Here is a 26276-nt window from a genome sequence, read left to right on the forward strand (position 1 = left end):
CAATGCTTTGTTACTCAGCTTTTATTGCGGCTTCTTTTAAAGAAGCAATTGCGTAGTCCAGAATTTCATTGTATGTTAAAGCGGCAGGGGTGTCCTCGGATGTTGGATCAACCTGGCAGAAAGCCTCCTGAAGCCTTTCAAAATTGTCAATAAGATGGCTGGTTTCCATTCCTCTTGATGTAAGGATCCCGTTCAGCCAATGAGCGTAATCGATAAAAAATTGATGGTCACCAAGCTTAAGGGACGTCTGTAGGTGCCTGATATGGTGTTCATTGTCCTCACGGCATTTCTCGCGGCCGCGTTCCCCAAACCTTTCAAGCAGGGCAGGGTAGTCCCTGTAAATTCCCTCGGTCACATACTCAATAATCGAATCCATCCTGGCTGCATTCATTCAGCCACCCTCCTGTATCGCTGAACAACCGGCTTTATGGAAGCAAGGTCCTGGTCAGGATAATTCTTTTCGAGGAGGTGTACCTTTTTATAGGCCTCGCTTGTTATGTACTTGACGTAGTCTTCCTTTGTCTCCCAGCAGATCTGTACGGTCAAGTCTGTTGGGAACTGTTCATTCTGCAGCAATTGAAAGGAAATAAAGCCTTCAAATTCATCAACAAATTTTGATCGATTTTGATAAATCGCAATAACCTCATCGATCTTTTCCTCGGGGACTTTCACGGTTGAGTGGACAATATACAATATGGTTCCCTCCAATAAATACCCTATCTATAAAAATATAAATCAATTATACCCTTTAAGAAATGAGGTATCAAAAATAGATGCCCAGCTGAGCCTTTTAAAAGTTCGATTTTTTGTCATATTTTTGTCAAAAAATTGAAGAGTAAACCGATATGATGGTGGTAGGGAGAAATTCAAAATTATTTAACTGTAAGTCTTAACGTCCTCGTCATATTCCTTTTATGAATTGAGCAAGCTTAAGTTTATAGTGCATCTTTTAAGGGGGAACAGAAGGGGATGTTCAAGAAAAGTCTGCTGTTTGGCATAGTTGTGGTGTTGGTTCCGGTCATGATTTTTTGGGGAATTCCTTCTATGAAAGCGGAAAGAACCTCCGCAATAAGGGACAAGGCAAAAGTCACGGTCTTTCTCGCAGGTGATTCGACGGTCTCCACTTATAATGATTCCCTGGCGCCCCGTGCAGGCTGGGGCCAGATGTTAAATGGAAGGTTCGACGATGGTGTCGTTGTTATAAATGAAGCGAAGCCGGGCAGAAGCTCAAAGAGTTTTATCGACGAAGGCAGACTTAAAAGAATTCTGAGGCAGCTTGATGAAGGTGACTACCTTTTTATCCAGTTTGGCCATAATGATGCAAAAATAAAAGATCCTGCTCGTTACACTGAACCATACTCCACCTATAAAAGCAGCCTTAAACAATATATTGATGGTGCGAAGGCGAAAAAAGCCATCCCGGTTCTCATTACTCCAGTGGAACGCAGGCGGTTTAATGAGAATGGAGCAGCAATCAATTCACATGGCGAGTATCCAGCAGCCATGAAAGAGTTGGGCAAGGAAGAGAATGTGCCGGTCATCGACCTGGAAGGTAAAAGCAGAGCATTGTTCCAGGAGCTTGGGCCCGAAAAGACCAAAAGGATGATCCTTTGGCTGGAACCTGGAAGCAGTCCCAACTATCCCGACGGGGCAAAGGATAACACTCATTTCCAGGAAGAAGGAGCAATAGCGATTGCCAATCTGGTTATCGAAGGAATTGAAGAATTAGACATTCTCCCTCTCAGGAATCATATCATTAAATAACTGTCCTATCAGGAAGGATTTCGTGACTGCACTCATGTTGGGTGCGGTTCTTTTTTATATGAAGGGAAAAACATGTTTTTTTATGAAGCATTCGCCCATTTCCATCATATGCTGTAAAGATGTTTATCCTGGGGAGGCGAATAGCATTGACTGAGCAATCATTTAGAGAGTCTTTGGGGGATTGGTGCAGGGATCTGGAAGCCAATTGGGCTCCGATTCGGGAACAGCTGCTGGGGGACAATGAAGAAAAGGCGATCCAGCAATGGGAAGAGAACTTTTTCTCCTTAAAAAGAGAAGCAGGAAACGAGATACTTAATGATTCTGAACTGTACAATATCGCGGAATCCCTATATAAAGAGCTAAACAGTTTTTTTATACGTGCTGACCTTCCAACGAATTCTCCGGAAGAAGAAAGAGAGCAAACGGTCCCAATCGGAGGGCACCGCCTGCCTCCGCTTCCATATCGTTATAATGCCCTGGAGCCAGTGATATCCGAGGAAATCATGAGACTGCATCATCGTAAACATCACCAGAGCTATGTGGATGGACTGAATAAAGCTGAAAAAGAATTGCAGAAGGCCCGGGAGACAGGGGATTTTGGACTTATTAAGCATTGGGAGAGAGAAGCCGCGTTCCATGGAGCCGGCCACTATTTGCACACGATATTTTGGAACATCATGACTCCGGAAGGCGGCGGAAAACCAGGAGGGGAACTTAGAAGGTCGATTAACGTTGCTTTTGGAAGCTTTGAGAAATTTAAAAAGCATTTCTCTGAAGCTGCCAAAAATGTTGAGGGTGTAGGATGGGCGATTCTTGTCTGGGCTCCCCGTTCCCACCGTCTTGAGATTCTGACTGCCGAGAAGCATCAGAACCTGACTCAATGGGATGTCGTTCCTCTGCTTGTTTTGGATGTCTGGGAACATGCCTATTATCTTCAGTATAAGAATGAAAGGCCGCGCTATGTTGAAAATTGGTGGAACATTGTTAATTGGAAGGAAGTTGAACAGCGTTTCCAGGCCGCACAAAAGCTAAGGTGGCAGCCGTTCTAACATGAAGGTGATCCATCCGTACTGGCGGATGGATCGTTTTATTCCCTAAACAACGTGCTACATAAAATTCCAGGAACAGAACAAACTAAACGTATGTTCTGGAGGTGTTTTAAGGAATGGAACAAAAAGACTTTAATCAAATCTTTAATGAGTATAAGAACCAGGCAGAAGGACAGGCCAGGGCAGAGGCCGCACAAGAGACTCAGAATGGGAAAGAAAAAATCGTGGCGGTCCGTAAAAATGATGATGGTGACATTATCGCTTTCAAAACGGAGAGCGGAAGGGAGCTGGATTATTTAACGGCCCTGGATGAAGCAAAGGCCGGCTTGCTCGCTCATGTCGATGTTTTTCATAAATACGGCCGGGATATCATCCGCAGTGAACCGGACGGGGTCAAAGAGAATAACCTTGATCAGCTGCCAGGCTTTTAATGATTTCGTGGAGGTGCAAGCCTTTGAATATGCAAGGCGCCATTATTGAAGGTGAATTTGATGAAACCAGCAATGTGTTTACCCTGCAGAAAATTAAAAATTTCCATACAGAGTCGGTATTGAAAGAAAACCAGCTTCATGGTTTATATGACTATTTGAAAAAGAACCTTGATGATGAGGATGGGCAGATTATCACCCTGTATGATCAGATGCCTGTTCGTTTATCCAAGGAGGAACTGAACATTTTAATAGCCGATTTTGAGAAGGTATTATCCTTTTACCATTCATAATGACAAGAACCTTACTTTGAGGTGCGCAGTTTTATAAAAGCCAATATGAGAGAGAGGAGTGCCCAGCCGTCCCGGGTACTCCTCTCGTCTTTTTTATTCATCTTCTTTTAGCCCTTTGCCCATCCCTTTGAGGAAGTGGAGGCCAAAGCCTGCCGCCCGATTAATATCCGGGTCCTGCAAAGCTTTTAACAGGTCCAATATGTTAATTTTGCTGTTTGTTTCAAGATGTTTATTTCCTTCCTCCAGCCCTGTCTTTATACTGCTTGTGACTTTTGATGTCATCTCGGGATCAAGGCTTGTCAGGACACCCGCTGCGCCCATAAGATGATTGATCACACTTGTTACAGGTTCGCGTGTAACATGGCCCAAGGCAATCTTGGCGATTTTTTCTTTTGCCTGCAGAATGGCGTTTGCTGCATCCAGGACACCGGCCTCGTTCAGTTCGCCTGCGATTTTAAGGATGCTGCTCAGCGTTTCCTCGTTCTCGGTCAGCAGAGCTTTTAAGTCTTCAAGCTTTTGCTGCTGCAATTCTTCCTTTGTCGGGATGTGCTTTTGGATGGTTGTAATTGGGGCTGCCATCAACATTCCTCCTCTTTAGTTGGTTGTAAGGTGAACGTAACCAGGGCGTTTCCATTTCCGTTCGACTTCTGCGCCATTTTGAGGATACCGCTTTTTGTTGCGATGATTGGTTTTCGGCAGCGGATTTTTTCCGTCTGTTTGTAAAACATCCAACCGGACCTTCGTTTGTTTGTAGGCTGGAGTATTTGTCCGCTGGTCCACAGCTGGCCCTGTCAGGAAATTAATCGCAGAGTCTTTTTCAACCGAGTTCATCGGCAGATAAAGCTCGTTGGCTTTTACACGGTCGGTCACTAGTGCATTCAATTTAACCGCCCCATAAGGAGAAACTAGGCGGACAAGCGAACCATTTTGTATCCCGCGGTCTTGAGCCAGTTCTGGTGACACCTCAACAAAAATTTCCGGCACTTTCGCCTGGATCCCTTTGGATTTATTGGTCAAATTGCCTTCATGGAAATGCTCCAGCATCCTGCCATTGTTGATATGAAGGTCATATTCCTCGGGAAATTTCGCCGGACGAACCCAATCCGATAAAGCAAACCGGGCTTTTTTATCCGGGAAGTTAAAGCCATCAACATAAAGAAGCGGGGTGCTCACTCCTTCATTGCTTCCCCAGAGGAAGCTTCCCCAGCCTTCAAGCTTCTTGTAATTTGCTCCGCTGAAAAGAGGAGAGAGGCCGGCCATTTCGTCGAAAATATCGCCCGGATGGCTGTAGTTCCAACTAGCTCCCAAACGGTTGGCGATTTCCTGGACAATCCACCAATCCGGCCTGGAATCCCCAAGTGCTGGCAGGGCCTGGTACAGCCTTTGGACGCGCCGCTCTGTGTTTGTGAACGTTCCTTCCTTTTCAAGGGATGGGGCGGCAGGCAAAATTACGTCAGCGTATTGAGCGGTCCTAGACATAAAAATATCCTGGACAACAAAGAACTCGAGGCTTGATAATACTTCATCCACATGGTTGGCGTTGGCGTCAACAAGCGCCATATCTTCACCTACAAGATACATGGCTTTCATGTGACCATTTTCAATCGCTTTTAGCATCTGAATGTGATCCAGACCAGGTTTTCCATCAATTTTTACACCATAAGCTTTTTCGAATTTGGCCCGTGCATCATCATCAGTAATATGCTGGTAGCCTGGCAGCCAGGCCGGAAGTGTTCCCATATCGCATGCTCCCTGGACATTATTATGTCCGCGGAGAGGGTAGGCTCCAGCACCTGGACGGCGGTAATTGCCTGTCGCAAGCAGCAGGTTGGAAATGGCAGCTGAAGTATCGGAGCCGCCTGTGTTCTGGGTAACACCCATTCCCCACAGGATGCAGGTTCCATCGGCATCACGGATCATTTCTGCCACCTGGATGAATGTCCCTCTTGGAATCCCGGTAATGGTTTCGGCATACTCAAGGGAGTAGTTTTCAAGAACCTCCCTTAAATCCTCGAGGAAATGAACATTTTCTTCGATAAATTTTTCATCATGCCAGCCTTGGTCGATTATATATTTGGTCACAGCCATCAGCCATACCTGATCTGTCCCTTGTTTTGGACTGATAAAAATATCGGACCGCTCGGCCATTTCATTTTTGCGAAGGTCGGCCACAATCAGCTTCTGCCCGCGAAGCTTATGGGCACGTTTAACCCTCGAGGCCAACACAGGGTGCCCTTCAGCGGGATTGGCACCGATGATGATAACAAGGCCGGCCTGTGCAATATCTTTAATCGTCCCGGAATCACCGCCCATTCCGACGGTCCTGAACAAACCATCTGTTGCCGGTGACTGGCAGTATCGTGAGCAATTGTCCACGTTATTCGTTTCAAATACCTGGCGGGCCAACTTTTGAATGAGATAATTTTCTTCATTGGTGATTTTCGAGGAGGAAATGAAGCCGACGGATCCTTTCCCATATTGCTCATTTGTACTGCCCAATTTATCAGCAACTAAATGGAGGGCTTCGTCCCATGTCGATTCTACAAAAACACCATTCTTCCGGATTAAGGGCTTTGTAATCCGTTCTTCCGAGTTTACGAAGTCCCAACCGAATTTTCCTTTCACACAAGTGGAAATGGCATTTACCGGTCCCTCAGAAGGCTGTACCTTGAGGATTATCCGGTCCTTTGTCCAGACCTCGAAGGTGCAGCCAACACCGCAAAATGTACAGACCGTTTTTGTTTTTTTGGAGCGGGTATCTCGCATTGCGGCTTCCATTTCTGATACAGCAAAAATGCCGCTGTAGCCAGGCTCGACCGCTTTTACCAGATTGATCATTGGAGTGATAATCTCTTCTTCCAGCCCGGTCAAAAAACCTGCTTCGCCAAGCATGGACTTCTCCATCAGGGCATTGCATGGGCAAACAGTGACACATTGGCCGCAGCTTACACAGGAAGACTCATTGATGGCAGAACCCTTATCCCAAAGCACGAGGGGCCTTTGGGCTTCCCAGTCAATCGACAACGTTTCATTCACTTGGAGGTTTTGGCAGACCTCCACACACTGGCCGCAGGCAATGCACTGATTCGGGTCATAACGGTAAAACGGGTGGGACATATCCACTTCGCTTGCATCCGCTTTTGGTGCATAAGGATACTTCTGATGCTCGATTTCCATTAGCTGCGCAGTATTATGCAGCTTGCAGTCGCCGTTATTATTGTCACAAACTGTACAGTACAACAGGTGGTTTTCCAGGATGCGATCCATTGCTTCGGCTTGTGCAGCCTTAGCACCGGCCGAGTTTAATTGAATGTCCATGCTATTTTTAATTCCAGTAGAACAGGAGCGCACAAGTTTTCCATCAGCTTCGACGATACAAGTATCGCAGGTTTGGATCGGGTCCACTTCAGGCAGATAACAGATTTGAGGGTGCTGAATCCCAACCTGGTTAATAACCTGCAAGATCGTTGAGCCTTCCTCGGCTTTATACCTTTGGCCATCAATGGTTATGTCAATCATGTTTTTTGAAACGGTTTTTAACATTTGAACCAGACTATTGCTCATGGGTCTTGCTCCCCCTTTAAAAAATAAAAAAACACCCTGAAGACAGACACCCTGATAGACGGTGGAAAGCTTCATGGTGGAATAGTTCATTTACATCTCGCTAAAATACCGATCCCAAATATTATCAATCTTAAATATTGTAATTATAGCGTTTTCATTTAAAATTAACAATATGAAATTTTCTGTCAATTTACACGAAGCCACTTTTACCTGTTTTAATTGGAAATACTTTTATTTAAAAACTGATAAGGGAGAAACAACAATAAAACAAAGCTAATGGCTGAACTGGAGGGATAACGGGATGTCAAGAACATACGGGAATTCTATGACATAATCCATAGCCGGCACATTCGACTGGCAAGGGATTGAACGGATACAAAACGTTATTGTAGAAATTAGGCTGTCCCGACGTTAAATGGAAATCTAACATCCACTTAATTATTCCTTGCAAATACTAAAGTGGATAAGAAATGGGCCATACAGCAAATATTTCAGGAAGTTCCAGCCTCTAAAAGAGACGAAGGCGCTAGTGGGTGCGAGGCTGGTCCACCTTTTTACAGGTCCCTGTATGTTTAATCAAATGATCACCTAAAAGGGGAGTATGACGATGGCACCAATAGAAGTAAGCCGGGAAATTCTCCGTTTTCGCAACGGCCATACGGAGCGAACCGAAGACAGTATTGTAATAGAATACCCGGTTACGGTGAAAATCAATGGGCAGGAATTTGTTACGATGGTCTGTACCCCTGAGCATATAGATGAGATGGTCATAGGTTATTTAGCCTCTGAAGGAATCATCAAAAAGTACCAGGATATTGAGGATCTATGGGTTCAGGAGAAAAGCGGATTTGTCCATATAAAAACGGAAAAAGCAAATGTTCTTTCCCGTAATTTCCAAAATAAACGTTACCTTACCTCCTGCTGCGGAATGAGCAGGCAGGGTTTCGTCTTCGTCAATGATGCACTTACTGCCAAAAAAATGAACAAGAAGCGTGTAAAGATCTCCATTGATGATTGTTTCCGGTTGATGAATGAGATGCAGATCTCAGCAGAAACCTTTCATCAGACTGGCGGTGTCCATAATGCCGCTCTTTGCGATGCCGATGGGATTGTGTTAAGCAGAATGGATATCGGAAGACATAATGCACTTGATAAGATTTATGGTCATTGTTTAAAAAACAATATTTCCATTGGTGATAAGATTTTAGTGTTCAGCGGCCGGCTTTCATCGGAAATTTTACTCAAGGTGGCAAAAATCGGCTGTGAAATGGTGCTGACAAAATCCGCCCCGACAGAATTAGCGTTAAAATTGGCAGAAGAATTGCAGATTACTACCGTTGGATTTATCCGGAATCAGTCGTTAAATGTATATACTTGCCCCGAGCGAATTCAAATCCCATCTTGATTGTGGCTGTTTAAATCTGTAAGGATATTGTTGACTGCCTTTAACCTTTTAAAATCCGGAAGCTTTCGAAAACTGCTCTATGCTTTGGATTAACTATAATTTTCCAACCTTCAACTTTCCCCAGCCGGGTAAAATAGGAAAAATAGTGAATGCAGAGGAGGCTAACTGTGGCGAACAAAGAAAGAGTACTACAGTCAATCAAAGAGCATGCTGTCCGATTTGATTCCTATGAAGATTTGGATAAAATCGTTGAAGCAGCGGGAAATGCTGATTTTGTTTTACTGGGGGAGGCATCCCACGGGACATCAGAATTTTATACGATCCGCGCAGAATTGACGAAGAAGCTTATTAAAGAAAAAGGTTTTTCGTTTGTAGCGGTAGAGGGTGACTGGCCTTCCTGCTTTACCGTGAATGAGTATATAAAGGGGTACCGGGATGGAACGGCGCTGGAGGCCCTAAAAGATTTCAACCGCTGGCCCACCTGGATGTGGGCCAATGAAGAAGTGTTGGATCTGGTAAAGTGGCTCAAGGAATATAATCAGGAAAATCAACAGCAGGTCGGTTTTTACGGCCTGGACGTCTATAGTCTGTGGGAGTCAATGGATGAAGTCATCCAGCAGCTGGAGAAGGTGTCACCTGAAAGTGTGGAAGCAGCAAAGAAGGCATTTTCCTGCTTTGAACCTTTTGACCGCAGGCCAGAAAATTACGCTATTTCGGCGACTTATTACGGAGAAGACTGCAATGAAGAAGTGATCAGGGTACTGGTTGAACTGCAAAAAAACCGAAAGCTGGAGAGCAGGGAAGAAACAGACCTGAATGTGGAAATCAACAGCCTAGTCATGCTGAATGCTGAAAGGTACTACAGGGCGATGGCTAACCAGGGGCCAGAAGACTGGAATATTCGGGATACCCATATGGTGACCGCCCTCGAGAGCCTCATGACAGCTCATGGGGAAGGGGCCAAAGCCATTATCTGGGAGCATAATACCCATATCGGTGATGCTCGTGCCACAGACATGGCCGAGGAAGGACTTGTCAATGTCGGGCAGCTGCTGAGGGAAGATTACGGAAGCAGAGTATTTGCAGCTGGATTTGGCACGCATCGGGGAACCGTCATTGCTTCACGTGAGTGGGGGAGTGCAGTGGAAGCGCTACCGGTGCCTGAAGCAGAAGCAGGGAGCTGGGAAGATCTTTTGCACAAGGCCGGGCCCTTTAATAAATATCTTATCTTTAATGAAGAAAACTCCTCTGAATTTGCCGATGTGCTAGGGCATCGCGCCATTGGAGTTGTTTATAACCCGGAGTTCGAACACCTCGGAAACTATGTTCCATCGAGAATGTCCCAGCGATACGATGCCTTTTTATTTATTGATGAAACCAGGGCGCTATCTCCCTTGACCATTAAAGATGCTGAATAGGAATAAAGATGCCAGTGCCGGCTTAACCGCACTGGCTGTTTTCTGCTCTTGGTCGGGGGATTTTTAGAAAAAAAGGATTTTTATGTATTTTTTTGAAAAGGAAGGGTAAATTTACGTATTGGCTGTAATCGATTTCAGAACGATTTATGGAGGAGTCTTTATGAAAAAGAAAATAACCATAATAGGCGGCGCTGGAACAATTGGCAGCGTGTTATGCAACGGATTAAGGAATAAATACGAAATTGCCATCCTTGATAAAAAAGCCCCGGCCCATGGCGACGATTTTATTGAAGTGGATGCCACGAATTACGAAATGCTTCTGAACAGCATTCCGAAAGATTCGGAGGCCCTTATCCACTTGCTAACTGTTAAAACCGACAATGATTTAAAGGAAGTAGAGGAGTTCCATAAAATGACCCAGGTCCATTTTATGGCAACTTTCTATACTTTCCGTGCGGCGATTGAATTAGGAATCCCTAAGGTCGTATTCGCCAGCAGCAACCATACCACCGATTATTATGAAAACAATGGCTTCTCTTCTCTGGGCCGGGAAATTAATACGAATGACTATCCCTATTCCAGGGGCCTGTACGGGGTATTAAAACTGGCTTCCGAAAATATCGGACATATCCTTGCCCGGGAAGAAGATAACAACCTGTCCATCATCAACTTGCGAATCGGGAGCGTCCAGCCGGACGAGCTGAAAACCGTCAGGGAAGAGGACCGGCTGCACCGTACATTGTTATCCCATGCAGATACAGTCCAGCTCTTTGATCTCGCTCTCCAATCTACGGTCAAATACGGAACCTACTACGGAGTGTCGGATAATCCGGGAAAACCGTGGTCAACAGAGACGGCCTGGAAAGAGCTGGGGTTTGTATCCAAAGAAAATGCCATGGATGTGCTCAAAAAGGGAGAAGAATAATGAGGAACGGATGCCCCTAATAGCGGGCATCTTTTTTTAGAAGGGCTGAGGGTTGAATTCGAGGTGGGATCTTATTTATTGAGAGATTCGAAAAATGGAGGATTTAGTTGCCATGTAGGTTCAATATTTTCGGGAGACATTGTAAGGGGTCGAACTGAATTTTTATTTTTCAAAAGAGGGGTCTTATTTTCCAAGATTTCAGATTTATGTTCCACCCAGCCGAATTTATTTTCCAAGCCAGGTACTATATTTTTCAAAACCAGCAATTTATTTTTTAAGAGTCGTTGTAAGAGATCGGACTGATTTTTATTTTTCAAAGAAGGGATCATATTTTCCAAGATTCAGGATTTATGTTCCAAAGAGACACATTTATTTTCCAAGCCAGGCATTATATTTTTCAAAGTCAGCAATTTATTTTTTTAGAGCCATTGAGAGAAGTCAAACTGAATTTTTATTTTCCAAAAGAGAGGTCTTATTTTCCAAGATCCAGGATTTATGTTCCAAAGAGACACATTTATTTTCCAAGCCAGGCATTATATTTTTCAAAACCAGCAATTTATTTTTTTAAGAGACATTGTAAGAGGTCGAACTGAATTTTTATTTTCCAAAAGAGGGGTCTTATTTTCCAAGACCCGGGATTTATGTTCCAATCAGCCGTATTTATTTTCCAAGCCAGGCCTTATATTTTTCAAAACCAGCAATTTATTTTTTAAGAGACATTGTAAGAGGTTGAACTGAATTTTTATTTTCCAAAAGAGAGGTCTTATTTTCCAAAATCCAGGATTTATGTTCCACCCAGCCGAATTTATTTTCCAAGCCAGGCACTTTATTTTCCAAAACCAGCAATTTATTTTTATAGAGCCATTGTAAGAGGTCGAACTGAATTTTTATTTTCCAAAAGAGGGGTCTTATTTTCCAAAATCCAGGATTTATGTTCCACCCAGCCACATTTATTTGCCAAACAATCCTCTCTATTTTTCAAACAACTCCTCTTATTTTCCGAGATTCATTTTTAGAAAGTACCTTAACGTATTATTTCCAAATTACCTTCCACTTCGCCTTACCAGGTAGCAAATTATTTAAAAAAAAGGACGCGGCAAACGTCCCCTTTATTCCCCAAATCCTTGTGAAGCCAGCCAGGTTTCACACAAATCTGACCATTTGCTTACTGCAGAATCATCCTCCGCAAGTCCCAACCCGTGGCGTCCGCTTGGAAAGATATGCATTTCGAATGGTATCTTCTTTTTACTTAAAGCCTGGGCATACATCAGGCTGTTTTCAACTGGCACGGATGCGTCATCTGCAGTGTGCCATAGAAATGTGGGCGGTGTAGAATCGGTAACATTTTTTTCGTTCGATAACGCAGCCCGCAGCTGATCGGGTGGATATTCTCCTAGCAGGTTATGCAGGGATCCTTCATGGAAATGATCCATTAAGGAAATGACTGGATAACAAAGGATGGCAAGGTCCGGCCGGGCACTTTCCTGATCAATCAGATCACTGGCTTCATAGAATCTCAGGCGATGGAGGGTCGAGGCTGAAGCAGCGAGATGGCCACCCGCAGAAAAACCAAGAATGCCAACTTTATATTTATCAATATTCCATTGTTCTGAATGATGCTTAACAAAGCGGATCGCTCGCTGGCAATCCGACAGCGGGGCAGGGTGCCGGTTGGGAGATACCCGGTAATCGAGAACAAAAGCGGAAATTCCCAAAGAGTTCAACCATCTAGCGACCGGCTCGCCTTCATGCTGGGCCCTGCGATGGTACCCTCCGCCCGGGCAGACAATGATCGCACTGTGCTTGTCGTTTCGTTCCGCCAGGTAGGGGGTTAATGTAGGCGAAAATTCCTGCCTGGGGCCATTGGCATGTTGCGGCCATAAAAGATAAGTCATCATGAAACCTCCTATGTAATTGAACTATCCTGATTATATCGATAATCCTGTCGCACGGGTATAATCATTCGATTACATGATATTCAATATTTCATATCTTCCTGCCGGGGGAAGGCGCCATGCAGTTCAGTAAAGTGCTAAAGTGGGTCAGGCACCGTGCGTTTCGTTAAAGTACTAAAGCGGGTCAGACCCCGACGTTGTTAATGGCCAGATTCAGTCATGCTCACTTGTTCAATGTGTAATCATCTTATCAGGTTATAGGTGGAAAGCGCTTTACTTCCAATACCATCGGGCTTCCTGACACAATGATTGTAGACGTTATGCGATAAATTCTTTACCTTTAAGTTGTACAGTGATTCCCTGCATCTGGTAAACGGATCGGAGAATGAGTAATGAAGCTGCCTATAAAAAAGCATCGCATGGACCAACAGCGGCTATCGCCCTACCACCACATCGTCATGTTCTTTTACTAGACTACTTAATTGAAAACAAGCTTGAAAGGAGAATGATAATGGAAAACCAAAACCAATCAATGATCATTAATCCCATCTTGCCTGGCTTTAATCCGGATCCGTGCATGGTTCGCAATGGAGAGGATTATTATCTTGTCACTTCCACTTTTGAGTGGTACCCAGGTGCACCGGTTTACCATTCGAAGGATTTGCGGAACTGGAGGCATCTTACCAATATCCTGACCAATGTGAATTTTGCCGGAAATCCCGATTCTGGAAGTGTGTGGGCTCCTGCATTAAGCTGCCATGATGGGATCTTCTATTTTGTATTTACTGATATGAAACGAAGCAAATATCCCTTTAAGGATGCCCATAACTACCTTATGACCTCGACGGATATTATGGGACCGTGGTCGGAACCTGTCTTTATGAACAGCGGCAGCTTCGACCCATCCCTGTTTCATGATGAAGATGGCCGAAAATGGTTTTTAAACATCCAGTGGGATTATCGGATTGAGGGCAGGAACAAATCCGCCGGGATTGTGATGCAGGAATACTCACCGGAAGAGAACAAGCTGACTGGTCCCATCTATAAGATTTTCGACGGAACGGATTTAAGAAAAACCGAGGCTCCCCACATCTATAAACAGAATGGCTATTATTATCTTGTCACGGCAGAAGGGGGAACTGGGTGGACACATGCTGTCACTGTGGCGCGGTCCCGAAAAATCACCGGTCCTTATGAAGTGGACCCACAGAACCCCATGATGACTTCTGTCCACGATAAAAAGCTGACGCTGCAAAAGGCCGGCCATGGCAGTATCGTTTGCACCCAGACAGGTGAATGGTATATGGCTCATCTGTGCAGTCGCCCGGTTAAGGGTGAGTATTCCATTTTAGGGAGGGAAACGGCCCTCCAGCGTGTCAAATGGACCGAGGATGGCTGGCTCCGGCTTGAACACGGGGGAATTGAGCCGGAAACGGAAGTCATTGCACCAGCCTTGCCGGAGCATCCTTTCCCAGCGGACAACAATGAACACGATCATTTCAGGGGAGAAGAATTACATAAGACGTGGAATACACTGCGCTCTGCACCCGACGAATCCTGGTGCACATTAACAGAGAGAAAGGACTATTTACGGATTCGGGGCGGTGAATCTCTGCATTCCTTGACCGATCAGCACCTAATTGCCCGGAGACAGCAGCACCTGTCCTGTGAGGTGGAAACATCTATTGAATTTGAACCGGACCATTTTCTGCAAATGGCCGGACTAGTACTCTATTACAATACCGATAACTATGTCTATTTTTATCTTTCAAGGGATGAGGAAAAAGGCAAGATACTCGATATCATGAAATGTGCCTGGGGAGAGTTTGAGCATCTTAATATGAAAATTCCAGTAGAAGGAACCTCACCATGCAGACTAAAGGCGTTGCTTGAAGAAGACTCCGTGAAATTTTCCCACTCCTGTGAAAATGGCGAGTGGAAGGAAATGGGGGTGCCAATCTCGATTTCCCATCTTTCCGATGAAGGGAATGGATTTACCGGAAACTATGTCGGAATCGCTGTCCAGGATTTGCAGGGCACGAAAAAGCATGCCGATTTTGACTATTTCTCATACAAAGCCAAATAAAAAGGAGGAGGATCAAACATGATTGAAACGAAAACGAGCAGCTGGTCGCAGAGAATGGCCGATTCAGTGATGGAACGGAGGCCATTGCTATGCGAGGGTGTGTACAATGACAAATGGTCGTATGATTATGGCGTTGTTCTAAAAGGATTTGAATCGGTCTGGAAAATCACCGGAAACCCTAAATACCTTGAATACATGAAAAAGAATATGGATGCTTTTGTTGATGACGAGGGGAACATCCGCGAATATGACATCAATGCCTTTAATATCGACCATATCAATAATGGCAAAGTACTGATCACTTTATACCGGGAAACAGGCGAGGAAAAATACAAAAAGGCCATCGACAGGCTGCGCAGCCAGCTGCAGTCCCATCCACGCACATCAGAAGGAGCTTTTTGGCATAAAAAAGTATATCCGTGGCAAATCTGGCTGGATGGTCTGTATATGGGATCGCCGTTTTACGCCGAATATATAAAAGAATTCGGACAGGAAGAGGAATTCGATGACGTTGCAAGTCAGTTTTTAATCTGTGCCAAAAATACAAAAGACCATGAGACGGGACTGCTTTACCATGCATTTGACGAAAAGAAAGTCCAGCATTGGTGCAATCCGGAAACAGGTTTGTCCAAAAATTTCTGGGGCCGGTCCATGGGCTGGTTTGTAATGGGGCTTGTGGATACGCTGGATTTCCTTCCAGAAAACCATAAAGACAGAAGCAGGCTCATTTCCCTCCTTAAGGAAGTCCTGGGTGCCCTGAAAAATGTCCAGGATAAGGAATCTAATGTGTGGTACCAGGTACTTGATCAAGGGGAGCGGAAAGGAAATTACCTTGAAGCTTCGGCCTCCTGCATGATTTTATATGCCATGGCCAAAGGGTTCAGGCAGGAGCTGCTGGGCAAAGAGTGGCTGGAAACCGCTCAAAAAGTCTTTGATGGAGTGATCGAAGAATTTATTACCGTCACCAGCGAAGGGTTGGTCAACCTGAATAAAAATTGCCAGGTCGCCGGACTGGGCGGACCGGATAAAAGGGATGGCACCTTTGAATATTACATTAGCGAACCCATTATTACCAACGATTTAAAAGGAGTCGGGGCGTTCATACTGGCGGCAGCTGAAATGGAAAAGATCAGTCAGGCAAAGTAAGTAGAAGACGTCCCATAGCCGGGAAGCAACGCCCGGCTGTTATAACTAATAAATAGCCTGCAGAAAACAGAGGAATAAAAAATCAAACAAGGCAAGAGGCACTTTTTAGGTCGGGAACGTCATTAACCACCAGAGGATTCAACGGGCGTTTCCATTTTATTTGGGCTGGGATTGTCTTTGTATCAGGAAATGAAAGCTTTTCTAGGAATAACGCTGCATTTTGTTGCGGTTGCCTGCAAGTTTTGACAGCGTCACGAAATGAAAGCGCTATTAACGAATGAAAACACGGTAAAGGAGGACGAGGTTTTGAAATGGAAAAGTATTTCGGTGATACTTGCGGCAAGTGTGTTATTCATGGGGCTGTTTGAAACAGCAGCGATTCCCCGGCAAGCGGATGCGGCCGAGGAAACCAGCAGGGTACTGGCCTTTCCCGGAGCTGAGGGAGGGGGAATGTACGCAAGCGGCGGCCGCGGGCATGACGTTTATGAAGTAACGACACTTGAGGATTATGGCCCGGAAGAACTCCCAATCAAGGGTTCCCTGAGAGATGCTGTCAGCCGGGGAAACCGGACGATTGTTTTTAAACTTTCCGGCACCATCCATCTAAAGCAGCCGTTAAAGATCAACCAGAAAAACGTAACAATCGCCGGCCAGACAGCCCCTGGTGACGGAATTGCTGTCGCAGGTTTTGGGACGGACATCTCTGGTTCTGAAAATATCATTGTCCGGTATCTGAGATTCAGACCTGGAAGTGAAAATATTGAGGCAGAACCCGATGCTTTCGGTGGCCGTGACGTTAAAAATGCCATCATTGACCACATTTCTACAAGCTGGTCGGTAGATGAAACACTTTCTTTCTACAGAAATGAAAATACGACACTTCAGTGGAGCATCATCAGTGAAAGCTTGTATATTTCAGGACATGTAAAAGGCAGGCATGGGTATGGAGGAATCTGGGGCGGAGAAAATGCTACCTTTGCCAATAACCTGATTGCCAGCCATACTAGCAGGCTGCCGGCACTTGGGAATACAGGAAACAAGGTGCACTCCGTTTCAAGTACAGATATGGTCAACAATGTCATTTACAATTGGGGCTTTAATTCGACGTATGGAGGAAATGACCAGGAAAACAATGTTATCAATAATTATTACAAGCCAGGCCCAGCTACCCATGAGGCCATCAAAAAACGGATAGTCAGCCCCGGACAATCCGGAAGATCCAGCTGGTTTTATATCTCCGGCAACTATATGTATGGAAACGAGGATGTTTCAGAGGACAATACATTAGGAACAGAAGAGATTAAGAATGGCACATACTTCTCTGATACTCCTTTTGGGGTGCTGGGACATGATACACTGAACATTAAGCCCGCTGAGGCAGCGTATGAGGAAGTCCTGAAAAAAGCAGGGGCAGTCTATCCCCATAGAGATGCGGTGGATGCCAGGATCGTCAATGACGTGAAAAATGGCACAGGCAGGTTCATTAATAATGAATGGGAAACAGGCGGATATCCTAACTTAAAATCCGGGGAAGCACCTGCAGATTCTGACCATGACGGGATGCCGGATCAATGGGAAGAAAAGATGGGCCTGAATCCAGCCAACAAGGAAGACGGCAAGGTCATTACCGATTCCGGCTATTCGAATCTGGAAGTCTATTTAAATTCCCTCGTTGATATAAACAAGGAAGCTGTCAATCCCGAGGTCGAACTGGTGTCTCCGAGGTTGAACAACATTTATACGGCAGGCTCTTCTATCCATATGAAAGTAAAGCTGAAGGATAAAAGTGAGATTGCCAAGGTGGAATATTACCAGAATGATAAAAAAATAGGTGAATCCCTGGAGAAGCCATTTCACTTTGTCTGGAAGAATGCACCGGATGGTACTTGGTTTGTTTCGGCAAAAGCCATCGATAAAAATGGGAACGAAACACAGACGACTTCTATGCCAATCCATGTAAATGCCGCAAAACAGACAGGTGATTGGACGTCAAAAGATATTGGAAATGTTCCGATCAAAGGTGCCGCGTACAGAAACAACGATGGATTGACCGTCAAAGGCTCAGGCAGAATCGACCAGAAAACCGACTCCTTCCACTTTGCCTTCAAGAAATTAAAAGGAGATGCAGAACTCACGGCAAGAATCGACTCACTGACCCAAGTTGACAACAACGCCATCTCTGGCTTGATGATTCGGAAAAGTCTTGAGGACGATGCAGCTGCAGCCATGATCAGTACCTCGGTTGTGAAAGCCGATAAGCAGGCTACACCATACTCGGTCCACTTCTCGGCCAGAACAAAGGAAGGAGAGGCCATTTTGGCACCGGGGGAGAACGACCGCCCAGAGGATATTGGGGTCCCATCCATTAAAGGAACCACCCTTCCTTATTGGCTGAAAATCTCAAAAACCGGCAGCACGATCACAGGCTACGCTTCCGAGGATGGTAAAACATGGACAGAAGTCGGGAGCAAAGATATTAAGATGGGCAAGGAAATTTATATTGGTTTTGCAGTAGATGGGGCGAAAAATACTAGCCAGCTCAATCACTATAACACAGCACTCTTCACACACATCAGCCTGAAGGAAAAGTAAACTGCCCTATCCTGATTCTAGTTGGCTGTCTGGACTTTACCAGACGGCTTTGGAAAATAAACGGTTCTGATTGCCCATATTTTCAATAAAGGACGCTCAATCGATTAAAGGGCAGCACTTCGTGAGATCTTGACTGCCAGCAGGGTTAACCTTGATTGATCCAGTATTGTCATTTAAAGACGGTGGACGTTATCCATTAAAATCATGCAGAAGGTTCTTGATTTTAACCTTCAATTTTTTACTTAAGCAATCGTACTGATAACAAATTCTTAAGACAAAGGCCGCTGGCGAAGTAAAACTAAAATCAGCAGGCTGAACAATTAAAAATGGTAAAGGGGATTCGCAATGAATAAGAAGAAATATGGAAAGGCAGCAGTCTTGAATGTGCTTATAGCATCCCAGCTTCTGCTGGCGGCCTGTTCAAGTGACAGTGAGAAGGCCAGCTCCGAATCGCAAAAATATGATCCTAGTTCCAAACTGGAAGTATCCTGGATGGCCATGCTCCATACACCTTCTGCTCCAACAGATGTGGTATTGGATAAAATTGAAGAGGCAACAAACGCTGACATCCAGTTCAATTGGGTCCCAGCTGCTTCTCAGGAAGAGCGAATGACAGCGGCACTTGCCTCGGGAGAATTGACAGACATTGTTTCCCTAAATTTGCTTTCCAATTCTTCCATCAGGCAATCATTAAAATCAGGGATGTTCTGGGAAGTGGAAAAATATTTGGATGATTACGACAACTTAAAGGAAATAACGGAGGAAACAAGGGCGGCAGCCTCAATTGAGGGCAAGCTGTACGGAGTGCCATTTCAAAAAGATATTGCCCGCTCAGGCCTGCTGTTCCGCAAAGACTGGCTTGACAACCTGGGGTTAAAGCCGCCAGCCACTCTTGATGAGGTTTATGAAGTTGCCCGAGCTTTTACGGAAGATGATCCTGATGGAAATGGAAAAGATGATACCGTTGGCTTTGGGGACCGCAATGAGCTGAAATACGGCAGCTTCAAAACATTAAGCTCCTATTTCGGAACACCAAATGGATGGGCAGTGGATGAAAATGGAAAATTCACAGCTGAATTTGAAACACAGGCCTATAAAGATACAATGGAGTATTCAAGAAAATTATATAAAAACGGCTATCTGGATAAAGACTTTGCCGTAACACCCAAAAATGACCAGATGGATAAATTCGCCCAGGGGAGAACAGGCATTTTTACAGGGCTGGTTGGCCTGACAGGCTTAATGAACTTGGCTGAAGGAATCCAGAATGAAATGGAGATTATTCCAGTCAATAAAATTAAGGGTCCTGATGGAGAATATCATATTTGGTCAGAGGACAGCGGAATCGGCGGCTTGCTGGCCTTTCCAAAATCTGAGGTGAAAACGGAGGCGGAGTTAAAGCGCGTGCTCCAGTTTGTGAATGATTTGATGGATAAGGAAGTATTCATGCTGATGACAGGCGGGATCGAAGGCAAACACTATGAATTTGACGAAAATGGGGCGTATAAAATACTGGATAATGATGCGTGGCAGCAGGACGTCCAGCCTTTTGCGAGCTCAAGGCCAAGTGATCAAAAGCATCAGCTGAAAGAAGCAGATCCCAATAAACAGCTGATGAAAGAGCAAATCAAGGAAAATGCAGAATTCGCCGTATTTGACCCTACTTTCCCGCTCGAATCTCCAACGGCGAGCGAACGGGGAACCGAGCTCGAAAAACTGATCATTGACGCCACAATCAAATATATAATGGGCGAAATGGATGAAAAGCAGTTTGATGAAGAAGTGGAGAAATGGAAGAAATCAGGCGGGGACAGCATGCGGACAGAGTATGAGGAAGCTTACAAAAAGGCCGAAAAGTAAGGATAGGTTTCACTGGTTAAAGGAAGGGTGCTTCCTTTAACCAGCCTGTCTTTATATGCCTAGCGGGCCCAGAATGAATGGCAGAAGGAGCAGAGTATCATGGATAAAAAAATAACCATTTATCTAACCGGTGACTCCACGGCTGCAGGGAAAACCAGCGATAAGCGCCCGGAAACAGGGTGGGGTGAAGTATTCCAGCAGTATTTTATAAGGAATGTGGTCATTGAGAATCGCGCACTCAACGGAAGAAGTACAAAATCGTTTATTCATCAAGGTCATTTAGCTCATATAGAGAAGAGCATCAAACCAGGTGACTTTTTGTTGATTCAATTTGGCCACAACGACCAGAAAATAGAAGATCCTGAACGAGGAACACAGCCGTACGGAGATTATCAGGAGAATTTAAAGGAGTTTGTGGAGGTCGCCGTCCAAAAGCAGGCAACACCGATCTTATTGACTTCCGTGACTCGGCGTATGTTTGATTCAGATAACAAAGCTGATTCGATGTCGGTTGGGGAGTACCCCAAGGCCATGATCGATTTTGCCGGGAAAAATGAAGTGCTTCTGCTGGATGTCCATAAAATGACCCGTGAATTTATGGATGCGGCCGGCAAGGAAGAATCGAAGAAATATTATTTGCATCTAGCTCCCGGGGAATCTGACAACTATCCGGACGGAATTGAGGACAACACCCATTTTAATGAAAGAGGGGCGGAAGCGGTGGCAGAATTAATTGCCAAGGCGTTAAAAGAAAGTGATTTGCCAATAAAAAGTTGGCTGGTTTAAGATTCTGCATTGTATCTTTTTTTAAATTTTATGGAATGAACCTCAAAAATCAATGCCTTAATAGAAAAGGATGCTGTGACCAAAACGGCATCCTTTTTCCACTGTAATCAAGCTTATTCCCTAAATAATCAGCAGATTAAGAGATAATCATTATCTTATATTTTAGTCTGCAAAAGGGTTTATAGGAACATAATCAACTAAATTTGTGATTATATGCCATTAGGCATGTTGACAATATGTTACAATATTTAATAAATTATAAATAATGTAAGCGTTTTAAAACGAAATGAAGGAAGGGGGACATAAGTGAAGCAGAAACCAAAGTACTTTTACCGCATTTTTATTCCTTTTGTTATAGTTGGCACTCTTGCCATGATGTTATTTAATGGATTTGCCTTTCTTTTTACAAAAGAGTCTTTTGAAGAGAAAATCACTCTTGAAAAACAGGAAAATGTTGTTCAGACGATGAATACACTGGAACAAAAGCTGCAGGCCCTGGACTATTCTTTTAATTCCTATATTCATGATACACCGTTTAAAACGTATATCAATCAGTCGCTCACCGCCAGAGAGTTTCCTGCCTACCGGGTAATCGATAAGCAATTAAACTATATTTCTTCATTTGGTCCCAGCCGTACGACAGTGGACCTTGTCAGTTTAAAAGGAAACTGGATCATTGACAAGCATGGATTAAAAAAGCTTACGCCCGCTAAAAGAAATGAAATCACTTCAAAATATCTTTCACTGCCAAACCCTTCGACCTGGCTGAAAGACAAAGAAGATGGGAGCAGCCTCAAGCTGGTTAAGCAAACTCCATTCTATCAATCTCAGAGAAATGGGATCCTGATTATTGATATTCCAATCAAATCGTTGTCAAGCCTGATCTATAAACATTCTGAAACGAGCCCCATGTTCATCTACAGTCAGGATGGCACGCTTCTGTTCCAAAGTAAATCTGGTGATAAAGCGGAAAGCGGCATCCATAAAAAAACAGTGGAAACGCTGTTAAATGGGCACCGTGAACAAACCGGCATCTTTGATGTGAAAAGTGAAGATGAGAAATATAAAGTTGCTTATTCAAGATCAGGCTATAACGGCTGGATCTATGTTTCAAAAATAAGCAGTACGGAGTTTTCCCAGGCAATGAAACCAACCATAATAAGCACTGTTCTCATGAGTGTCTTTATGCTGGTGGTCATGATCATCATTGCCTATGTGAGTTCCGATTATTTTTCGAAGCCCATCCGGGAGCTTCAGAAATATATCATCCCCAAAATGCCAAAAGACGGAATGAAAGACGAGTTTGAGCTGATCGGAAATTCTGTCCGTGAGGTAATGGAAAAAAATCAGTCCCTTGAAACGATTGTTACCTCCCAGCATGAACAGTTAAAGACCCTATTCATGCTGCATCTCTTCCATGGGCGCATGAATGAACGGGAGATAGCAGAGGAGTTAAAGGACCATCAATATACGAGGGATTGGGGAAGTCTTTATGTCCTCGCCATCCAATTCGACCAGTTGGACAGCAGGGAGTATACCAGAAAAGACAAGGACTTGCTGTTATTTTCAGTTAACCAGATTGTTTCCGAGGTGATTGACGCAGAGAAACAGCTGACTCCAACCGTGATCGATTCAAAAACACAGGCGACGATATTCATATGTCCTGATAAAAACTACGATCAGCATCAACTGCTGATCAATCAATATGCCGAAAGCATCCAGAAAACAGTCAAGGAAATCTTTAACTTATCCATCAGCATTGGGGTCAGCCGCCCGTTTGACCAGCTGACTGAAACAAGCGAAGCCTTGGCGCAGGGAATTGAAGCTCTGAAATACCGGCTCAAAATCGGCAAAGAATCGATCATTTTTTATGAAAGTGTATCCGAAATTATTAATAATAGCGAAATCAAAACCTATTTTCCTAAAATGCTTGAAAATCAGCTGTTCGATTGTATTAAGCTCGGGGAAAGTGAAAAGGCGAAGGAAACTCTTCATCAGCTGCTTGCAGACCTCTTCAAGCATAATCAGAACCCGCATGAGCTGGAAGTCAATATCATGAGATTCCTGAATGATCTGATGAGTCTTCGGCAGGTAATGGGAATGGATACCCTGGTAATGGAAGACCATAAAACAATCTATCAAGCCATCTCCGAAATGAAAACTTCAGAAGAAATAGAGTTGTTTGTCAAGAATAGAATGGTTTATCCGATGATCGACACCGTAACGGAAAGAACGGATTCTCAATACAAGAGCATATCCGAAAAAATGATTCACATTATCCAAAATGAATACGATACTGACTTATCATTGGACCTTCTCGCATCACGGCTTCATTATAATAAAAATTATCTGAGCAGCATCTTTAAAAAGGAATTCAAACAGTCCTTTAGCGAATATCTGTCTCTTTACCGTTTTGAAATGGCAAAGAAATGGCTCACCGAAACAAATATGTCCGTGAAAGAAATCTCGGAAAAACTGCAGTATAACAACTCGCAGAACTTTATCCGATCCTTCCGTAAAATAGAAGGCACTACCCCCGGAAAATACCGGGAGCTTCAACGTGAAAATTATTTAAGTATCAAGGGGTAGATCCATTGCGGGAGGGAACCCTTGAAAAAGAGCTAAATAAAATGGGAAAGACCAAGAGTAGCGTGCAATTTATTGCCGCTACTTTTTTATCGGTATCCGAATGAGGCAGGTGTTCGGGAACCAGCCGGCAAAAAAGGCTGATAGACAGGCAACCGCCCCTCCAGTTACCTGGTGAAGCAAATGAACAGGCATTCGTACAGCCTTTTATATTGCAGAAGCCTGTGACACGGGCGTTTGTTTATACTCTAAGGAGCCTTCTTTTAGTTTTAAACCTGCAAGCAAAAAGGGAGTTCGAATGTAGGTAAAGTAAGGGAATAGCTTATGTAATTCCCTTATTTCCTTACTAAATGTACTTGTGAGAGCCGTCACAGGAGGGCATCTTTTGGGAGTGGCCACAAGTGCAATCATTTAATCCTTTTCCATTGAGAATTCGCTGCATGCATTTTTCAATCCTTGCCACTCGGGTCTTGGATTGTTTGGGCTGGGAAAAATGATAAATGTATGCTCGTTGCCGTCCCGGCGTCAATGCTTCAAAAGCAGTTTTCAATGCAGGGATTTCATCGAATTTAGTTTGAAGTTCTTCAGGAATGGTGAATTCGATATCTTTTTTAACATTCACTTTCAAACCGGCTTTTTCAACTTCAATGGCTTCCAAAATATAGGCTTTCAGGATGTTTTCCATTTCAGCTATTTCTTCAACATTTGTGAAACGAATCTGGCGCGCTGACTGTACATTCTCCGTTTGCTGGATTAGGATGCCCCGAGGATCCTGCAGCAGGGCACCTTTGTGAAACAGAAGCGCACAATATTCTTTAAAGCCATGAATTAAAACGATGTTTTTATTCCCAAACGTATAACAAGGATGCATCCACTTAAAATCTTCCGTCAGCTCGCAGTCAAGAACAATCTCTCTTAACTTCTTATATTCTTCCTTCCACTCTTTGGCATTGCTTAAAAATTCATCAACTTTAAGTTTCGTTCCGCTATTTGTCATGAAGATACACCTCTTTTTTCATCAGCTGACAGTCTTCACACATTTTTGGCATTACTTGAATATTGATCAACCATAAATCTTTCCCATGCCCGCTTGAAAGCTAGTCTTAATCTCCCTCAAGAAGTGATCCAAAATGTGACTGATCGCTGTGCTGCCACCCAACATCTATGCCACAATATTACTTCCTAGCGGATATAAAAGTAAATGTCCGTTTTTAAAATGTACCTGTTTTTTCTCATCTTGTCCCATGTTATATTCTGCAAAAAACACACAAAGACATCTGGTTGTTCAGCTAAACGCCGATTAAACAAGGACCGTCCCAATGAAGAAACCTAAAATGAAAAATGGCGTGCCAAACTGATTTCAGTTGGCACACCATTTCTCCATTTGCAAGACAGTTGGCTCTAACAGTATACTCAAACGATCTTTAATTAAGCCTTTACAGACCCTACAAATGCACCTTTGACAAAGTACTTCTGCAGGAATGGATAGACGATCAGCATGGGCAGAGTGGCAACGGTGATGACCGCCATCTTGATGGTCTGGGCAGGCGGGACAATCTCGACGGCTGTATTATCTGCCTGCATCCCGCTGGATACAATGACGATTTGGCGCAGCAGGACCTGGATTGGCCATTTGCCTGAATCATTCAGGTAAAGGATGGCATTCGTGTATTCGTTCCAGTAGGCAACGGCGTAAAATAACGAGATCGTCGCGATGGATGGCAGGGACAATGGAAGAATGATTTTAAAAAAGATCATTAAATCATTGCAGCCATCTACCTTTGCGGATTCCTCGAGGCTATCAGGAATCGCCTGAAAGAAGTTTCTCATAATGATCAGGTTAAAGGCACTGATGGCAACCGGGAGAATCAATGCCCAGTAAGTATTGATCAAGCCCAGGTTTTTTACTACGAGATAAGTGGGAATCATACCGCCGCTGAATAGCATCGTAAATACGACGATGAAGTTGATCGCTCTTCTTCCATGTAAGTACTTGCGTGAGAGCCCGTAGGCCATCAATGAGGTCAGAACCATGCTAACCAGGGTTCCAACTCCTGTAACACCTATGGAAACAGCAAAGCTTTTAAAAATCGTAGGAGTTGAAAAGATATATTCATAGGCGGCCAAAGTAAAAGTAGTAGGAAACAGGATAAAATCTTTTGAAACGACCTCCTGGGTTGTCGCAAAGGAACTGGAGATGACGTTCAGGAAAGGAATGAGACAGGCTAACGCAATGATCAGCAATATCGTATAATTAATAAAGTTAAAAATACGATTCCCTAAAGTATTTTCGTGCATGGATAATCCCTCCGGTTGTATTTATTTCTTGTTTCCAATATATCAATGGGCAAAATGGAGCGTCTATAATCATTTTTCCATCTCGTTTAATAGGCTCAGTAAAGATGATTATGCCAGTAAAAACAGGGTGAAAGGGAGAGAATATGCAAGGATGCTCACTTTATGAAAGCGTAATCATTTC

Annotated in this window: 22 protein-coding genes; 13 read left to right on the plus strand and 9 right to left on the minus strand. The window is 44.1% G+C overall.

All coding sequences use genetic code 11. From position 1 onward, the window contains the following. Positions 1-10: 10 nt before the first annotated feature. Both EV146_RS19140 and EV146_RS19145 read right to left on the minus strand, forming a co-directional pair. On the minus strand, positions 11-391 hold the full coding sequence (locus tag EV146_RS19140) for a globin family protein (RefSeq protein ID WP_241993967.1): 381 nt from the start codon (positions 389-391) through the stop codon (positions 11-13). Next, positions 388-693 (minus strand): antibiotic biosynthesis monooxygenase family protein, encoded by a 306-nt coding sequence (locus EV146_RS19145; RefSeq protein WP_132009609.1) that lies wholly within the window; start codon positions 691-693, stop codon positions 388-390. The genes EV146_RS19140 and EV146_RS19145 overlap by 4 nt, the downstream gene beginning before the upstream one ends. Before the next feature lie 351 nt (positions 694-1044). Here EV146_RS19145 and EV146_RS19150 point away from each other — a divergent pair, with 351 nt between their 5' ends. The 4 genes from EV146_RS19150 to EV146_RS19165 all read left to right on the plus strand — a co-directional run bounded on the left by EV146_RS19150 (position 1045) and on the right by EV146_RS19165 (position 3534). Further along, complete coding sequence (locus EV146_RS19150; RefSeq protein WP_132009752.1) at positions 1045-1764, plus strand: rhamnogalacturonan acetylesterase; 720 nt, start codon at positions 1045-1047, stop codon at positions 1762-1764. 146 nt (positions 1765-1910) lie between these two features. Further along, positions 1911-2813: a superoxide dismutase gene (locus tag EV146_RS19155; protein ID WP_241993968.1), complete on the plus strand. Its 903-nt coding sequence runs from the start codon at positions 1911-1913 to the stop codon at positions 2811-2813. 116 nt (positions 2814-2929) lie between these two features. Continuing rightward, positions 2930-3244, plus strand: coding sequence for a DUF3892 domain-containing protein (locus EV146_RS19160; RefSeq protein WP_132009615.1), 315 nt, complete (start codon positions 2930-2932; stop codon positions 3242-3244). 29 nt (positions 3245-3273) lie between these two features. Next, complete coding sequence (locus tag EV146_RS19165) at positions 3274-3534, plus strand: hypothetical protein (protein ID WP_181215939.1); 261 nt, start codon at positions 3274-3276, stop codon at positions 3532-3534. A 93-nt stretch (positions 3535-3627) separates the two neighbouring features. On the opposite strand, the gene EV146_RS19170 is transcribed toward EV146_RS19165, so the two are convergent. Both EV146_RS19170 and fdhF read right to left on the minus strand, forming a co-directional pair. Then, positions 3628-4113: a helical membrane plugin domain-containing protein gene (locus tag EV146_RS19170; RefSeq protein ID WP_132009621.1), complete on the minus strand. Its 486-nt coding sequence runs from the start codon at positions 4111-4113 to the stop codon at positions 3628-3630. 15 nt (positions 4114-4128) lie between these two features. After that, positions 4129-7053, minus strand: a complete 2925-nt coding sequence (gene fdhF, locus EV146_RS19175) for a formate dehydrogenase subunit alpha (protein ID WP_132009755.1) — start codon at positions 7051-7053, stop codon at positions 4129-4131. Between the two features lie 652 nt (positions 7054-7705). On the opposite strand from fdhF, the gene fdhD reads away from it, so the two are divergent. The 3 genes from fdhD (at position 7706) to EV146_RS19190 (ending at position 10846) form a co-directional block, all read left to right on the plus strand. Further along, the gene (gene fdhD, locus EV146_RS19180; protein WP_132009624.1) at positions 7706-8503 is read left to right on the plus strand and encodes a formate dehydrogenase accessory sulfurtransferase FdhD; all 798 of its coding nucleotides are present in this window, start codon (positions 7706-7708) and stop codon (positions 8501-8503) included. A 149-nt stretch (positions 8504-8652) separates the two neighbouring features. Further along, the gene (locus tag EV146_RS19185) at positions 8653-9921 is read left to right on the plus strand and encodes an erythromycin esterase family protein (protein WP_132009627.1); all 1269 of its coding nucleotides are present in this window, start codon (positions 8653-8655) and stop codon (positions 9919-9921) included. 160 nt (positions 9922-10081) lie between these two features. Next, positions 10082-10846, plus strand: coding sequence for an NAD-dependent epimerase/dehydratase family protein (locus tag EV146_RS19190; protein ID WP_132009630.1), 765 nt, complete (start codon positions 10082-10084; stop codon positions 10844-10846). A 71-nt stretch (positions 10847-10917) separates the two neighbouring features. On the opposite strand, the gene EV146_RS27150 is transcribed toward EV146_RS19190, so the two are convergent. From EV146_RS27150 to EV146_RS19195, 3 genes are all read right to left on the minus strand, one after another. Further along, entirely contained in the window at positions 10918-11184 is a 267-nt protein-coding gene (locus EV146_RS27150; RefSeq protein WP_158287143.1) for a hypothetical protein, read from the minus strand. Between the two features lie 364 nt (positions 11185-11548). Next, positions 11549-11794 carry a hypothetical protein gene (locus EV146_RS27155; RefSeq protein ID WP_158287144.1) on the minus strand — a complete coding sequence of 82 codons (246 nt, stop codon included), beginning with the start codon at positions 11792-11794 and terminating at the stop codon, positions 11549-11551. 161 nt (positions 11795-11955) lie between these two features. After that, entirely contained in the window at positions 11956-12741 is a 786-nt protein-coding gene (locus tag EV146_RS19195) for an alpha/beta hydrolase (RefSeq protein WP_132009757.1), read from the minus strand. A 385-nt stretch (positions 12742-13126) separates the two neighbouring features. Here EV146_RS19195 and EV146_RS19200 point away from each other — a divergent pair, with 385 nt between their 5' ends. The 6 genes from EV146_RS19200 to EV146_RS19225 all read left to right on the plus strand — a co-directional run bounded on the left by EV146_RS19200 (position 13127) and on the right by EV146_RS19225 (position 23800). Next, entirely contained in the window at positions 13127-14827 is a 1701-nt protein-coding gene (locus tag EV146_RS19200) for a glycoside hydrolase family 43 protein (protein WP_338419222.1), read from the plus strand. A gap of 18 nt (positions 14828-14845) precedes the next feature. Further along, positions 14846-15973 (plus strand): glycoside hydrolase family 88/105 protein, encoded by a 1128-nt coding sequence (locus tag EV146_RS19205; protein ID WP_132009633.1) that lies wholly within the window; start codon positions 14846-14848, stop codon positions 15971-15973. Between the two features lie 306 nt (positions 15974-16279). Continuing rightward, positions 16280-18565 carry an Ig-like domain-containing protein gene (locus EV146_RS19210; RefSeq protein WP_241993969.1) on the plus strand — a complete coding sequence of 762 codons (2286 nt, stop codon included), beginning with the start codon at positions 16280-16282 and terminating at the stop codon, positions 18563-18565. A 345-nt stretch (positions 18566-18910) separates the two neighbouring features. Next, positions 18911-20425 carry an extracellular solute-binding protein gene (locus EV146_RS19215; RefSeq protein WP_132009636.1) on the plus strand — a complete coding sequence of 505 codons (1515 nt, stop codon included), beginning with the start codon at positions 18911-18913 and terminating at the stop codon, positions 20423-20425. A 99-nt stretch (positions 20426-20524) separates the two neighbouring features. Continuing rightward, on the plus strand, positions 20525-21211 hold the full coding sequence (locus tag EV146_RS19220; RefSeq protein WP_132009639.1) for a rhamnogalacturonan acetylesterase: 687 nt from the start codon (positions 20525-20527) through the stop codon (positions 21209-21211). Between the two features lie 306 nt (positions 21212-21517). Next, on the plus strand, positions 21518-23800 hold the full coding sequence (locus tag EV146_RS19225) for a helix-turn-helix domain-containing protein (protein WP_132009642.1): 2283 nt from the start codon (positions 21518-21520) through the stop codon (positions 23798-23800). A 343-nt stretch (positions 23801-24143) separates the two neighbouring features. On the opposite strand, the gene EV146_RS19230 is transcribed toward EV146_RS19225, so the two are convergent. Together EV146_RS19230 and EV146_RS19235 are read right to left on the minus strand one after the other, a co-directional pair. Beyond that, complete coding sequence (locus tag EV146_RS19230; RefSeq protein WP_132009645.1) at positions 24144-24794, minus strand: DUF1801 domain-containing protein; 651 nt, start codon at positions 24792-24794, stop codon at positions 24144-24146. Positions 24795-25225: 431 nt separating this feature from the next. Further along, the gene (locus EV146_RS19235) at positions 25226-26095 is read right to left on the minus strand and encodes a carbohydrate ABC transporter permease (protein ID WP_121613484.1); all 870 of its coding nucleotides are present in this window, start codon (positions 26093-26095) and stop codon (positions 25226-25228) included. Between the last annotated feature and the right edge of the window lie 181 nt (positions 26096-26276).

This window comes from Mesobacillus foraminis (assembly GCF_004340465.1).
Taxonomy (GTDB): Bacteria; Bacillota; Bacilli; order Bacillales; family Cytobacillaceae; genus Mesobacillus_B; species Mesobacillus_B foraminis.

Bases quoted from the DNA above. Each gene is read 5' to 3' on its own strand.
- EV146_RS19160 (WP_132009615.1), top strand. From the start codon at position 2,930: ATGGAACAAAAAGACTTTAATCAAATCTTTAATGAGTATAAGAACCAG.
- EV146_RS19170 (WP_132009621.1), bottom strand. From the start codon at position 4,113: ATGGCAGCCCCAATTACAACCATCCAAAAGCACATCCCGACAAAGGAA.
- EV146_RS19215 (WP_132009636.1), top strand. From the start codon at position 18,911: ATGAATAAGAAGAAATATGGAAAGGCAGCAGTCTTGAATGTGCTTATA.
- EV146_RS19150 (WP_132009752.1), top strand. From the start codon at position 1,045: ATGAAAGCGGAAAGAACCTCCGCAATAAGGGACAAGGCAAAAGTCACG.
- EV146_RS19200 (WP_338419222.1), top strand. From the start codon at position 13,127: ATGAGTAATGAAGCTGCCTATAAAAAAGCATCGCATGGACCAACAGCG.
- EV146_RS19230 (WP_132009645.1), bottom strand. From the start codon at position 24,794: ATGACAAATAGCGGAACGAAACTTAAAGTTGATGAATTTTTAAGCAAT.
- fdhD (WP_132009624.1), top strand. From the start codon at position 7,706: ATGGCACCAATAGAAGTAAGCCGGGAAATTCTCCGTTTTCGCAACGGC.
- fdhF (WP_132009755.1), bottom strand. From the start codon at position 7,053: ATGATTGACATAACCATTGATGGCCAAAGGTATAAAGCCGAGGAAGGC.
- EV146_RS19165 (WP_181215939.1), top strand. From the start codon at position 3,274: ATGCAAGGCGCCATTATTGAAGGTGAATTTGATGAAACCAGCAATGTG.
- EV146_RS19220 (WP_132009639.1), top strand. From the start codon at position 20,525: ATGGATAAAAAAATAACCATTTATCTAACCGGTGACTCCACGGCTGCA.
- EV146_RS19235 (WP_121613484.1), bottom strand. From the start codon at position 26,095: ATGCACGAAAATACTTTAGGGAATCGTATTTTTAACTTTATTAATTAT.
- EV146_RS19195 (WP_132009757.1), bottom strand. From the start codon at position 12,741: ATGACTTATCTTTTATGGCCGCAACATGCCAATGGCCCCAGGCAGGAA.
- EV146_RS19190 (WP_132009630.1), top strand. From the start codon at position 10,082: ATGAAAAAGAAAATAACCATAATAGGCGGCGCTGGAACAATTGGCAGC.
- EV146_RS19140 (WP_241993967.1), bottom strand. From the start codon at position 391: ATGAATGCAGCCAGGATGGATTCGATTATTGAGTATGTGACCGAGGGA.
- EV146_RS19205 (WP_132009633.1), top strand. From the start codon at position 14,846: ATGATTGAAACGAAAACGAGCAGCTGGTCGCAGAGAATGGCCGATTCA.
- EV146_RS19185 (WP_132009627.1), top strand. From the start codon at position 8,653: ATGCAGAGGAGGCTAACTGTGGCGAACAAAGAAAGAGTACTACAGTCA.